The sequence below is a fragment of the Andreprevotia sp. IGB-42 genome (assembly GCF_009848685.1).
Taxonomy (GTDB): Bacteria; Pseudomonadota; Gammaproteobacteria; order Burkholderiales; family Chitinibacteraceae; genus Andreprevotia.
In genome coordinates, this window is the sequence record NZ_WXTX01000012.1 from 30,488 (window position 1) to 43,473 (window position 12,986).

Consider the following 12,986-nt stretch of genomic DNA (forward strand, 5'->3'; position numbering starts at 1 on the left):
ACCGGAATGGATCACGCCATGAATATCGCAGCAATCGGCGAATGCATGATCGAGCTATCGGGCAACCCGCTGCGCAAGACCTATGGCGGCGATACGCTCAATACCGCCGTTTACCTGGCGCGGCTGTTGCGCGGCACATCGCACACGGTGCGCTACCTGACCGCATTGGGAACAGACAGCCTGTCGGACGACCTGCTGGCCGCCTGGCAGCAGGAAGGTATCGCCACTGACCGCGTGACGCGGCTGCCCGCGAAGATGCCCGGGCTTTACATGGTGGAAACCGATGCCGCCGGCGAGCGGCGTTTCCACTACTGGCGCAGCGACAGCGCGGCGCGTGCGTATTTCTCCAGCGGTATCGATTTCTCTACCCTGCTGGCCGGGCTGGATGTGGTTTATCTATCCGGCATCACGCTGGCGCTGTTCCCGGCATCCGAGCGCGCGCACCTGATTGCCGCGCTGCAAGCATTCAAGGCATCGGGCGGGCAGATCTGGTTTGACAACAACTTCCGCCCCGCGCTGTGGTCTGCAGCCGCCGCGCGCGAGGCCTACGCCAGGCTGTATGCCATCGCCGACGTGGCGCTGCTGACCGGGGATGACGAAATCGCCGTCTTCGGTGCAGCCACGCCGGAGGAAATGGTCACGCGCGCGCTCAGCGCCGGCAGTGGTGAAGTGGTGATCAAGCGCGGCAGCCAGCCTTGCCTGGTGGCAAGCAGCGATGAACAAGGCAGCGTGGCAGCCACGCCAGTGGCAAAGGTGGTGGACACCTGTGCGGCGGGCGATTCGTTTGCCGCCGGCTATCTCGCCGCACGGCTGGCCGGCCAGGATATGCAGAGCGCTGCGCAGCACGGCCACCGGCTGGCTGGCACGGTGATCCAGTACCCGGGCGCCATCATGCCTGCAGACAAGATGCCCGCATAAAATCAAAACAATGAAAACAATCAAAGCCAGGAAAAAACCATGAGCAAAACCAATCCGCAACGCTCGCTTTACACCTATGCCTGGGATATCGCCGGGCGTGATGTCGAAAGCGTGGTCGACGAAGTACTGGAGCTGGGGCTGGACGGCATCAAGCTGGCCGCCAGCTACCACGCCGGCAAATTCATCCGCCCGCCGCGCCCCGGCCAGGTGGGTGGCCGCGTGGTGTTCCCGGAAGATGGCGCGCTGTACTTCGAACCGACGGTATCGCGCTACAAGGCACTGCCTGCACACCCGCATTCAGACCCGGCGCAACGCCGCGTGGCGTATGACCTGGCTGCCGACGGCCGCTTGGCGCTGTCGGCGTGGACGATCTTGTTCCACAACTCGCGCCTGGGTGAAATGCACCCGGAATTGACCGCACGCAATGCCTGGGGCGATGGCTATGTATATAGCCTGTGCCCGATGCAGCCGGCGGTGTTCGACTACGGTGTGACGCTGGCCACCGATATCGCGCAAACGCTGCCGTGGCAGAGCCTGACACTGGAAAGCCCCGGCTGGGCGCCGTTCAACCATGGCTATCACCACGAATTTGCCCAGGTACGCAGCAACCTGTGGCTCGATACCATGCTGGGCCTGTGCTTCTGCGGCGCCTGTAGCCAGGCAGCGCAGCAACGCGGCATCGATGCCGCCGGCCTGGCTGGCCGCGTGCGCAACCGCGTGGATGGTTACCTGGCGGCCAATATCGATGCCGCGCCGGACCAGGCCGGTGCCTGGCTGGCGGCAGACCTGTATGAGGACGCCGACCTCGCCGCCTTCATCAAGCTGCGCCAGAACCGCGTGACCGAGTTCGTCTCCACCGTGCGGGCAGAAATGAAGCCGGAAGTAGCGCTCTACGTGATCCCCACCGTGCAGCGCCCCACTGCGCAAACCTGGCTGGAAGGCAGCGATCTGGCCGCGCTGGCCAAGGTATCGGACGGGGTGGAAATTCCCTTCTACGAGCCCAATGCCGGCCGCGTGATTGCCGATGCCGTCGATACCATCCGCCGCGTGGGTGATGCCGGCAAGGTGTGCGCCATCCTGCGCCCCGGCGTGCCGGACCTGGGCGATGGTGCAGATCTGGGCGGCGCCTACCATGGCCTGAAAGCGCTCGGTATCGAGGCGTTTTCCTTCTACAACTACGGCATGTTGCGGCCGGATTCGCTGGCACGACTGCGCAGCCTGGCATGATGCCCAGCCCGGGCAAACGGCACCTTGCCGCTCGCCCGGGCCGCAACCATCCAGATGCAGCAGCCCGCCGCCATTGAGCCTGCTTGCCGCCGCATCACAGCATCGTGCGGCATCACCGCGCCTCTGCGGCCAGCGCTGTGCGAATCATCGCCGCGCGGCTGCCTATCACTACTCCGACCGCCACCAGCGCTCCGGCAATACCGAAAGAGATACGCATTCCCGATGCCACCGCGTCAGGTGGTGCCAATGCGATATCAACAGTGCCACTGGCGTGCATGAATACCGCCCCCATCACCGATGCACCGGTAATCAGGCCCAGATTGCGGGAGAGATTGAGCAAGCCGGAAACCACGCCCCGCTGATCCGCAGCGATGCCCGTCATCACCATGGTGTTGTTGGCAGCCTGGAACAGCGCATAGCCAGCGGTAATGATGATCATCGGCGCCAGGTAAGCCGGTACGCCAAACCGCGTGGGCAGCATGCACAGCACGGCATAGCCGCACAGCATGCCACCTAGGCCGATGAGGGTGGTGCTGCGCGTGCCCAGATGATCGACCATCCGGCCGGCCGGCACGCCGCACAGCGCGGCAACGATGGGGCCGACCGACATCACCGCACCAACCAGCGCAGTGCCCAGTGACAACGCCCGCGACAGGTAGAACGGCCCGATCACCAGCGTGGTCATCAACACCGTGGAAACCAGCAGGCTCATCGCCAAGCCAGCGCGCAACCGGGGCTCGCGCAGCATGGCAAGGCGGACCAATGGCGCAGCGGCCTTGGCCTGCGCAAACACGAACGCGCCCATGCCCAGCGCGGCAGCCAGCAACAACAGCATATTGAGTAGCCCGAACTGGCCGCGCCCGAGCGTCATGGCGAGCGCATAGGCAGCCAGAGTGAGCGCCAGCAATACCGTGCCGGGGTAATCGAAGCGGGCGCGGTTCGCTTTTGGCGCGCCATCTGCAGGCAGCTTGCGAAATGCCAGCCAGAAAGCCGCCACACCCAAAGGCACATTGATCAGGAAAATCGCTTGCCAGCCCGATACGGCAATCAATACGCCCCCCAGCGACGGGCCGAGTGCGGTACCCGTTGCAGACATCGTACCCAGCAAACCCATTGCCCGGCCGGTCCGCTCCCTGGGGACGATATCCGCGACGAAGGCCATGCTCAGCGCCATCATGATGGCAGCGCCCACACCCTGCAGCGCCCGTGCGGCGATCATCACGCCCAGCATGGGTACTGCGCTGCCCAGCGATGCCACAGTAAAGAGGCCGATACCGACCAGCAACAAACGCCGCCGGCCGAAGAGGTCACCGAGCCGCCCCACGCTGACGATAACGGTGGTAATGGCCAGCAGATATGCCAGCACCACCCACTGCACCTGCTGGAACGAGGCAGCAAAAACCTGCGACAGTGTCGGCAACGCTACATTGGCAACACTGGTGCCGAGCGACGATAGCAACATGACCAGCGACAGGCTGGCCAGTGCCCAGCGGCGGGCGCCCTGCCCGGCTGGCTGTACGTGTTGCGGATTGCTGACTGGCTTCATTCCGGATTGCTCCTGCATGCCGATGTAATGCGCAAAGCCTACGCCGCCGCCACACCTACCGGAAGACGCAGCAGTTGCAATAAATACCTGCATGCAACGCCATATATCGACACTGCCGTGCTATGGTGGGCAGATGACGACGCCCGACTTCAACCTGCTGATCACGCTGGATGTATTGCTGGCAGAAGGCAGCGTGGCGCGTGCCGCGCGGCGGCTGAAGCTGAGCCCGTCGGCAATGAGCCGTGCGCTGGCGCGGCTGCGCGAGACAACCGGTGACCCGTTGCTGGTGCGCGCCGGGCGTGGCCTGGTGCCGACACCGCGCGCGCTCGAACTTCGTGAAAGGGTACGGCTGGTGGTCGAGGATGCAACAGCCATCCTGCGCCCTGCAGAACAGCCTGATCTTGGGCGGCTGGTGCGCACCTTTGCAATCCGCAGCAGTGATGGCTTCGTGGACAACTTCGGCGCGCGGCTGATCGCCCTTGCCCATGCACAGGCCCCCGGGGTGTTGCTGCGCTTTGTGGCCAAGCTGGACCGGGACAGCATGCTGCTGCGGGACGGCACGGTAGACCTGGAAACCGGCGTGGTGGCAGACAGCACCAGCCCGGAAATCCGCACCCGTGTATTGTTCCAGGACCGTTTTGTCGGCGTGGTGCGGCAAGGGCATGCGCTTTGCCAGGGTGCGGTGACTGCGGAGCGCTATGCGGCCGGGCGGCATGTGGGGGTAAGCCGGCGCGGCATTGACAAGGGCGCCATCGACGATGCATTGCTGCTGGGCGGGGTTGAACGGCACATTGCCACGGCAGTGGCAGGGTTTTCGACCGCGCTGGCGGTTGCGCGCGCTTCCGACCTGATTGCCACGGTGCCGGAGCGCCACACTGGCTGCCTGCGCGATGGCATGCATAGCTTCGTGTTGCCGGTTGCCGTGCCGGACATCAAGGTATCGATGTTGTGGCACCCGCGCCACGACGCCGATCCGGCCCACCGCTGGCTGCGGGAGTGCGTGAAGGCTATTTGCACTTAGCTGCCAAACGGAACCGTCTCCAGCAGTGCCAGCGCCTCATCAAAGTCGAAAGCCTCGATCTTGCCGGCTACCTTGCGCAAGGCCGCTGCTGCAGGGGTGCCTGCCACCAGCGCCTCCAGTTCGTCCAGCAGATCCAGCGCATCGGTGTTGCTTTCCGCCAGCATGCGTTTGAGTTCCTGCAGGCATGGTTCGATTTGCCGGGCTTGCCGTAGTGGCAGGGCCGGTTTGCTGGCCGGCATGGCTTGCCCGGCGGGTTCGATCATGGCGATGCCGTCCAGTACGGTAGCCAGCGCTGTGCCGGCCGCATCGGCCAGCGGTGCCAGCACCGCATGCGCCATGGTCTGCTTGCAGGCGGCTTCCAGTTCGGCCGCAGATGCTGCGAGCACCAGGGCGCCGATATTGCCGGCGGTGCCGCGCAAGGTGTGCGCTACCCGGATGGTGGTTTGCTGATCGCCCGATGCCAGCGCCTGGGCAAATGCCTGCGGGAAGCCCTGCTGGCTATCCCGGAATTTGAGCAGCATGCGCTGATACAGATCGGGCTTGCCCATGCTGGTGGCAAGGCCTGCTATCTGGTCGATACCGGGTAGCGGCGGGAGCGCGCCCGCCTGCGGGGTTTCTGCTGCTGCGGTGCTGCTGCGCGGGGAGGAAGGCTGTATCCATTTTGCGATGGTGGCAAACATCGTTGCCACATGCAGCGGCTTGGAAATATGGTCGTTCATGCCGCTTTCGATGGCCTGCTCGCGATCGCCGGCCATGGCATTGGCCGTCATGGCGATGACGGGCAAGCGGGCAAAGCGCGGTTGCGCGCGGATTGCGCGGGTTGCCGCATAGCCATCCATCACCGGCATCTGGCAATCCATCAGTACGCCATCGTAGGCATCGTCACGAGCAAGAAGATCGAGCGCGATCTGGCCATTGCCGGCAATGGTGAAATCCATGCCGGCCAGTGTCAGCAATTCACCGGCCAGTTCCTGGTTCATTTCGTTGTCTTCCACCAGCAATACGCGGGCGCCGGCCAGCCGCGCCATGTCGGCGCTACTCTGGTCATCGCGCTCGGTCGAGCGCGTTTCGGTCACCTGGCCCTTGCCCAGTGCTTGGCCGATGGCTTCCAGCAGCGTGGATGGCGTGACCGGTTTGGTCAGCACCGATGACAGCTGCACTTGCCTGCGGGCGGCCTCTTCCTGCGCTTCGTCCCGGCCGAATGCCGTCACCATGATCACCGACGGTACGTCGCTGACCACGCCGGCATGCATTTGCGATACGGTTTCCAGCCCGTCCATGCCGGGCATCTTCCAGTCCATCAGCACCAAGTCGTGAGGCAGGCCCTTGCGCTCCGCGTCCGCCAACAGATGCAGCGCATAGGCGCCGTCGTTCGCCACATCCACTTCCAGCCCGAAGCTGCGCGCCATGGTAGAGAGGATCTCGCGTGCGCTGGCGTTGTCGTCAACCACCAGCACGCGCAGGCCCAGCAGCTCATCTGCCTTGAACATGCGCCGTGGCGCCGCGTTTTGCTGCAGGCCGAAGCGCGCGTGGAAATGGAAGGTGGAGCCTTTGCCGGCTTCGCTTTCCACCCAGATGCGCCCGTCCATCAATTCAACCAGCCGCTTGGAGATGGCAAGCCCCAGACCCGTGCCGCCGTAGTTGCGGGTGGTGGAGCTGTCGGCCTGGCTGAACGACTGGAACATGCGGCCACACTGTTCGGGCGTCATGCCGATGCCGGTATCGCGCACCCAGAAATGCAGCTCGGCCGAATCGGCAGCCTGTGCCACGGTTTCGACGCCGATGACGATCTCGCCGCGCTCGGTGAACTTGGCCGCATTGTTGCCCAGGTTGATCAGGATCTGGCCCAGGCGCAGCGCATCGCCCACCAGCGCAGTCGGCAGCGAAGACGGGGTGTCGAACAGCAGTTCCAGCCCTTTGTCTTCGGCCTTGAGGCCGATCATGCTGGCAAAGTTGTCCATCACGTCTTCAAGGCGGAAATCAACTTGCTCGATGTTCATCTTGCCCGCCTCGATCTTCGAGAAATCGAGGATGTCGTTGATGATGCCCAGCAGGTTGTCGGCCGAGCGGTGCACTTTCTCGATGTAGTTGCGCTGTTTCTTGTCCAGATCGGTGCGCAGCGCCAGGTGGCTCATGCCGATGATGGCGTTCATCGGGGTGCGGATTTCGTGGCTCATGTTGGCCAGGAATTCGCTCTTGGCGCGCGTAGCGTCTTCGGCGGCTTCGCGCGCGCGCTTCACTTCGGCTTCGGCGCGCTTGCGTTCGCTGGCGTCGCGCACGGAGGCACAGGCGCACCGCCCCCGCTCCCCCAGCGAGGGCAGCAGCGCCAGCCCGATCTCCACCGCAAACTGGCTGCCGTCCTTGCGCACGCCCTGCAGATCCATCAGGTCGCTGCCCATCTGGCGCGTGCCGCCGTCGGCCATGAAGCCTTTGCGCAGCTCGCCGTGGCGGGGCCGCACCGATGCCGGTACCAGTTGATCGATCGACTGCCCGATCAGCTCGCCCGCTTCGTAGCCGAACAGGCTGTCCAGCTGGGTGTTGGCAAGGATGATCCTGCCGCTTTCATCCACCACCAGCATGCCATCGGGGGCGGATTCGACGATGCCGCGGTACCAGGTTTCCGTCTGCCTCAGCGCGGCCTGCTGCGCTTCCAGCTCGACCGCCTGCTCTTCCATGAGCGCCGCTTGCGCCTCCATGGCATCGGCCTGTTGCCGGGTTTGTTCCAGCAGGCGCTGCACCGCCAGCGAGCGATCCAGTATTTCCATGCTGAGTGCCAGGCGGGGCAATATCTGCTCCAGCAACGATCTGGCGGTACTGCCCGGCGAATCGAAATAGGCCAGCTCCAGTGCGCCAGTCAGCTTGTCGCCATTGATGATGGGCACCACCATGATCTCACTGGGAACGATATCGCCCAGCGTGCAATGGATGCGCCAATCGCCATCTGCCGCCTGCAGCACCGATCTGGGCAGCTTGTCCTTGGCGCATTGGCCCAGCAGGCCCACGCCGGCTGCAATTTCCTGCTCTGGCGCATGGTTGCCGCCGATGGCATAGCTGCCGGCCAGTACCAGCATCCGGCGGGTTTCTTCCCAGCGGTAGAGCAGCCCCTGGCCCAGGTTGAGAAAAGGTGCGAGGTGCAGGAAGAACTGTGCCGCCAGTTCTTCCTGGGTATTGGCCTGCTGCAGTTCGGTCTGGATCATCGCCTCTTGCGATTTGATCCAGCGCTGGGCCTCCAGCTGGATCGATTCGGCCTGCAGCGAGGCAATGGCACGCGCCAGATCCCCGGTTTCGTTCTGGTAATCGGTATGCGGAATCACCAGATCGAGCTTGCCGGCCGCCAGCGCTTCGACCGCGCTCCTGACCCTGCCGATAGGGCGGCGGATCGACAGGCTGATCAGCCAGGCAAAGGCCAGCGCCAGCCCGATGCCACCCAGCAGCAGCGCATAGGTGAGTGCATTGCTGGTGCTGGCGAAGTGCTGGACAGCCTGCGTGGTATCAAGGACGCCGGTTTCCTTGACGGTAACGATCTCGCCCAGCAACTGATCCGCACTGCGGTCCAGTTCCTTGAAAGAGCTGCTCTCGATCAGCGATGCAGCTTCCTCGGGCAGGCCTTGTCTGGACAGATCCAGTGCTGCGGAGGTGGTGCGCTGCATGCGGGCCAGCAATATTTCGAACTGGGCCAGCCGCTCCATGTTTGCCTGCTTGAACAGGGTGGGACGGGTGAGCTCGATGGCATGCCGGACGCGCCCGGTTGCATCATCCATTTCCTGCAATGCGCTATCGCGCTCGCCCACCGAATCTGCGCCGACGGCGCGATGCACCGCCAAGACCGTGCGGGAGAAATGAATTCTGGCTTCCTGCACCCGGGCAATGCCGACCACGCCCTCTTCATGCAGTCTGTTGAGATCCCGGTTCAGGTCAGCCTGGGTTTTCAGGCTCTGGATGCCCAGCGCAAGCGACAGCAGCAACAGGGAAACGAAACCGACGATCAGTTTATGGCGAAGCGGCAGCCGCTCCAGCATCTGCAAAGGTGAACGCATGGGGGCTCCAGACGGCCGGCGGGCAGGGATCAGTGGGAACCGGCGATGTGCTGCAGGGCGGCAGCCTTCTGCGCGATATCGTGGTCGGAATCGGCAAATTGCGCGGCGATATGCTGGAACTGTTCGGCACAGGCCAGGAAGGCATCGCAGATGTCCGGATCGAAATGCGTGGCACGGCCTTCGCGGATGATGTGCAATGCCTCATCGTGCGACATGCCTTCCTTGTAGACACGCCGGCTGATCAGCGCATCGTAAACATCTGCCACCGCCATCATCCGCGCCGAGATGGGGATGTCGTCGCCTGCCTTGCCTTCCGGGTAGCCCGATCCATCCCACTTTTCCTGGTGGCCATAGGCGATCTCCTTGGCCAGGCGCAGGAAGCCGACATCCATGCCCAGTTGTTGCTCGGCATGGGCGATGGCATCGCGGCCCAGCGTGGTATGGGTTTTCATGATCTCGAATTCTTCCGGGGTAAACCGCCCCGGCTTGAGCAGGATGCGATCGGGAATGCCGATCTTGCCGATGTCATGCAGCGGCGCGGATTTGAACAGCAGTTTGATGGTTTCGTCGTCAAGAAAATGCCGGAACCGCGGGTGATCGCGCAGGTGTTCGGCCAGCACCTTGATGTAGTGCTGGGTGCGGCGGATATGGTTGCCGGTTTCGTTGTCGCGTGTTTCCGCCAGCGAGGCCATGGCGTGGATAGTGACATCCTGGATGGCCATCACTTCCAGCGTGCGCCGGGCCACTTCCTGTTCCAGATAATCGTTCTTGTCCCGCAGGAAGTCGGCCGCGGCCTTGACCTTGAGCTGGGTGTCCACGCGGGCCAGCACCACTGGCGGGCTGATCGGCTTGGTGATGTAGTCTGCGGCACCCATTTCCAGCCCCTGCGTTTCGTCGGCGGTCGAGGCCATGGCGGTCAGGAAGATGATGGGAATATCCCGCGTGGCGGGTGCCGCTTTCAGTATCCGCGCCACCTCGTGCCCGGAGATGCCGGGCATCATGATGTCGAGCAGGATCAGGTCGGGCGGCGGATCGGCCTGGGCGATACGCAGCGCTTTTTCGCCATTGTTGGCAGCCTTGATGATGTACTGATCACTCTCCCTGAGGAGGTTGGACATCAGCAACAGATTGTCCGGCGTATCGTCGACAATCAGAATGGTGGGCTTGTGGGCTAAGCCGAACGGGCGTGGCATGGTTTCCTCTTGGACGCGACCTGTTCTGCAGGTTGTTATTATCGCGTTGCTGGATACAGGCTAGACCATCCAGGGCTGGCCGTCAGGCCGGCCTGAGTACAACGCACGAGTCGTATCAGAGCAGGGCCGTGGGGTATAGGCATGCGTACCGGGCACCACCCGGATCGCTGGTCATGCCCACCGGTACTTGCAACGAACCGGCACAAGCAGACAAAAATACGCAAAGCTGGTGTAATTTACGTGTTTCCAGAAAACATCCAGCCCACTCGGGAGATCACAATACATGACCGAAACCGAAAAGGTAAAAGGCCCAGCCTCCTACTTTCCTTCCATCGAGCAGAAATACGGCCATCCCATCGCCTATTGGCTGGGTTTGCTGGAAACGCTGGGCGAGCGCAAGCATATGGAAATGGTGGCGTGGCTGAAAACGGAACACCAGCTCGGTCATGGGCATGCCAATGCGCTGGTTGCGCATTACCTGGCTGGCCGCAAGGATTGATGCATCGGCCCCGGCCGGCGTAGCCGGGGCAATACGTAGGTCCGTGTACCGGCAACAGCGTTCAGTTGCTTTCCACAAACAGCTTGAGCTTGCCGAGCGCCACTTCCCACTCGCGGCCGATGGCTTCCAGCGTCTGCCGGGCGGCTTCCACCTGAGCCGGGTCGAGCTGCCACAGGCGTTCGCGCCCCACTTTCACATCGCGCACCACGCCCGCCTCGGCCAGTACCTGCAGGTGCTTGGTAACGCCCTGCCGGCTGATATCCGTATTGGCGGTGAGCTGCGCAATGGAAAACGCGCCACCGGCACACAGCGCGGCGACGAGTTTAAGCCGGGTGGGATCACCCAGCGCGGCAAACACATGGGCCAGCGCCTCGCTCGACTCCACGATGGCGGCAGCACTGCGCTGGCCCAAGTGTTGCGGCTTATTGCTGGCTGGTGACATAGCGATCGATGTTGCCCAATTGGCCTACCCAGCCATGATTGTTCATGCGGAATGCTTCCTGGCGACGGTGCAGCGGCACCCGGTCGAAACCGGATTCGACCACCTTGAGCAAGGTGGCCTCACCCGGGGCATCGCGCAGCGTGAACACCACATGCGTGGGGTGCTCCTGCTCGTAATCCACGGTGGGGTCTACCGGGAACGGGTGCCAATGATAGGACATCAGGTGCTCGGGCTCGATGCGCTCGATCACCACGTCGAAAAACACGTTTTCAAAGCCGCAAGCGGAGATCTGCCCGCGCGTGCGCTGGCCGGGCGCGAAGGCCTGACCATCCAGCCGGGCACCAAACCAGGTACCAAAGGTTTCCGCATGCGATAGCGCCTGCCACACCCGCGTGCGCGGCGCGTTGATGACGATGCTGCGTTCGATGCGATCGGTTTCTGTCACTGTAGTCATGATGGTGTCTCTCCTTGCCGGGGGATCACTGTGCGGTGGCCAGCGCTTTTTCATGAGGCGTGCCCTGGCCGGTCTGCGCGTATTGCTGCAGGCTGGCCAGAAAATGCTGCCAGCCGCCCTGGCACAAATCGTAGCACTCGAATGCCGGTACAAGGCCGATGTGTTCGAAATCCAGCCGGGTGTGGTTGGCGCCCTGCGGGGTAAGGTGGAAATGCACTTGCGTGCCCACCCATTCATCCTGGCGCTTGAGATGATCGAAATCGAGATGCGCCACCGTGCATAGCCAGCGCACTTCACGGCCGGGCTCGAGTTGCTCCACCCGCATCTGCTTGTAGTGCGGGCCAAAGCGGAACTGCAACAAGCCGCCGAGCTGGTTGGCGGCATCGACATCGCTATCCTTTGTCCACCAGCCCTGCAGGCCGGCGGGGGTGGTCAGCGCGGCATAGACCGCTGCCGGGGTGGCGTCGATGGTGAGTGACTGCTGGAAATGGCTCATGGCTTGGCTCCTTTATGCAACCATATTGTTGCGCAATTCATCATGCGACTTGCCGCACAAAAATGCAACCATTTAGTTGCACTAAAGATCACATTGTAATAATGAGGCCAACAAAAACAAGGCCCGCATTGCGCGGGCCCTGTGTTGCAATGCTGAAGCGTGCGGCTATTGCAGTGCTGCGCCGTTGACGGTGCCGGAGGTCAGGCTCAACGTGAGCGTGCCTTGCGGATCGACCGTGGTGGTTCTGGCGGCAAGACCCGAAGTGGTAAACCACTCGGTGGTGGTGGTGGTGCCCGATACCAGCTCGAACTTGCAGGTATTGAAGGTGCCGGCAGGCACCGATACCGATTCCTTGCCCAGGTATTTGACGGTACCGGCCACATTGCTGCTGGCAGTCGTATCCGGCAAGCCGGTCAGTTGGGTAACGGATACGCTGTTGTACTGGTAGCTGTAGCTCTCGCCCACGGCCAGCGTCCATATGCGGTTCAGGAACGGTGGCGTGTAGGTGGACGTGATCGTGCCGGCAAGCGGCGAGGTGATCGCGGCGACATTGCCATAGGTTTCCACCACATTGCCGCTCTGCAGCGCCGAATAGCTCTTCACCGATGTGGTGGCCGCTGGCAGGCCGGTATAGGTGGTGGTGGTATCCACCTTGGTTTCCAGCGCGCTGTGGCCGGCAAAGGTGGTGCTCTGCGTGATTTCGGCTGTGGATACAGACGTGCCGGTCTGCAGGCCGGTGATCTGGTAGTTGAGCGTCCATTTGCTGCCGACCTGGAACAGTGCCAGGTTGGCGCAGTCGTTGGCTGCACCCGGTGCGGGTGTAGGTGTGAAGGAGCCCGGAGCGGGAGTCGGCGTGGGAGCCCCTGGCGTAGGTGTCGGGGTAGCTCCCGGCGCGGGTGTCGGGGTGGCCGCTGGCGCGGGGGTTGGCGTGGGCGTCGGGGCGAAGGGATCGCCATCGGTGCTGTTGCAGGCGGCAAGGCCCAACAAGGCCAGAGTGCCCAACGCCAGGCCATGAGCGAGCCGTACAGGTGAAATGATCATTGTTCTTGCTCCAGTATCTCGGGTTGACGAGTCGCCGTACACATTCTGACTTCAGTGTACTGACTGACCCCACAAACATAGAAAGCAGAGATACCGGATACAAGCCCGATCT

General features: G+C 63.0%; 11 protein-coding genes. 4 read left to right on the forward strand and 7 right to left on the reverse strand.

Annotated features, from left to right (window positions below; genetic code table 11):
* Positions 1-18: 18 nt before the first annotated feature.
* Positions 19-918: a sugar kinase gene (locus IGB42_RS16900; RefSeq protein WP_159673838.1), complete on the forward strand. Its 900-nt coding sequence runs from the start codon at positions 19-21 to the stop codon at positions 916-918.
* 39 nt (positions 919-957) lie between these two features.
* Entirely contained in the window at positions 958-2,145 is a 1,188-nt protein-coding gene (locus IGB42_RS16905) for a hypothetical protein (protein WP_159673840.1), read from the forward strand.
* Between the two features lie 112 nt (positions 2,146-2,257).
* On the opposite strand, the gene IGB42_RS16910 is transcribed toward IGB42_RS16905, so the two are convergent.
* Positions 2,258-3,691: an MFS transporter gene (locus IGB42_RS16910; RefSeq protein WP_159673842.1), complete on the reverse strand. Its 1,434-nt coding sequence runs from the start codon at positions 3,689-3,691 to the stop codon at positions 2,258-2,260.
* Between the two features lie 133 nt (positions 3,692-3,824).
* Between IGB42_RS16910 and IGB42_RS16915 the strand changes: the two genes are divergently transcribed.
* Positions 3,825-4,712: a LysR family transcriptional regulator gene (locus tag IGB42_RS16915; RefSeq protein WP_159673844.1), complete on the forward strand. Its 888-nt coding sequence runs from the start codon at positions 3,825-3,827 to the stop codon at positions 4,710-4,712.
* Here IGB42_RS16915 and IGB42_RS16920 read toward each other — a convergent pair.
* Both IGB42_RS16920 and IGB42_RS16925 read right to left on the reverse strand, forming a co-directional pair.
* On the reverse strand, positions 4,709-8,749 hold the full coding sequence (locus IGB42_RS16920) for a response regulator (protein ID WP_159673846.1): 4,041 nt from the start codon (positions 8,747-8,749) through the stop codon (positions 4,709-4,711). The two genes, IGB42_RS16915 and IGB42_RS16920, sit on opposite strands and share 4 nt — an antisense overlap.
* 29 nt (positions 8,750-8,778) lie before the next feature.
* On the reverse strand, positions 8,779-9,942 hold the full coding sequence (locus IGB42_RS16925; RefSeq protein WP_159673848.1) for a two-component system response regulator: 1,164 nt from the start codon (positions 9,940-9,942) through the stop codon (positions 8,779-8,781).
* 283 nt (positions 9,943-10,225) lie between these two features.
* Between IGB42_RS16925 and IGB42_RS16930 the strand changes: the two genes are divergently transcribed.
* Complete coding sequence (locus tag IGB42_RS16930) at positions 10,226-10,441, forward strand: DUF4287 domain-containing protein (protein ID WP_159673850.1); 216 nt, start codon at positions 10,226-10,228, stop codon at positions 10,439-10,441.
* A 61-nt stretch (positions 10,442-10,502) separates the two neighbouring features.
* On the opposite strand, the gene IGB42_RS16935 is transcribed toward IGB42_RS16930, so the two are convergent.
* From IGB42_RS16935 to IGB42_RS22020, 4 genes are all read right to left on the reverse strand, one after another.
* Positions 10,503-10,853: a helix-turn-helix transcriptional regulator gene (locus IGB42_RS16935; RefSeq protein ID WP_201799984.1), complete on the reverse strand. Its 351-nt coding sequence runs from the start codon at positions 10,851-10,853 to the stop codon at positions 10,503-10,505.
* A 10-nt stretch (positions 10,854-10,863) separates the two neighbouring features.
* Entirely contained in the window at positions 10,864-11,337 is a 474-nt protein-coding gene (locus IGB42_RS16940; protein ID WP_159673854.1) for an SRPBCC family protein, read from the reverse strand.
* 25 nt (positions 11,338-11,362) lie between these two features.
* Positions 11,363-11,833 carry an SRPBCC domain-containing protein gene (locus IGB42_RS16945; RefSeq protein WP_159673856.1) on the reverse strand — a complete coding sequence of 157 codons (471 nt, stop codon included), beginning with the start codon at positions 11,831-11,833 and terminating at the stop codon, positions 11,363-11,365.
* A 165-nt stretch (positions 11,834-11,998) separates the two neighbouring features.
* On the reverse strand, positions 11,999-12,874 hold the full coding sequence (locus IGB42_RS22020) for a hypothetical protein (RefSeq protein ID WP_159673858.1): 876 nt from the start codon (positions 12,872-12,874) through the stop codon (positions 11,999-12,001).
* Positions 12,875-12,986: the final 112 nt, after the last annotated feature.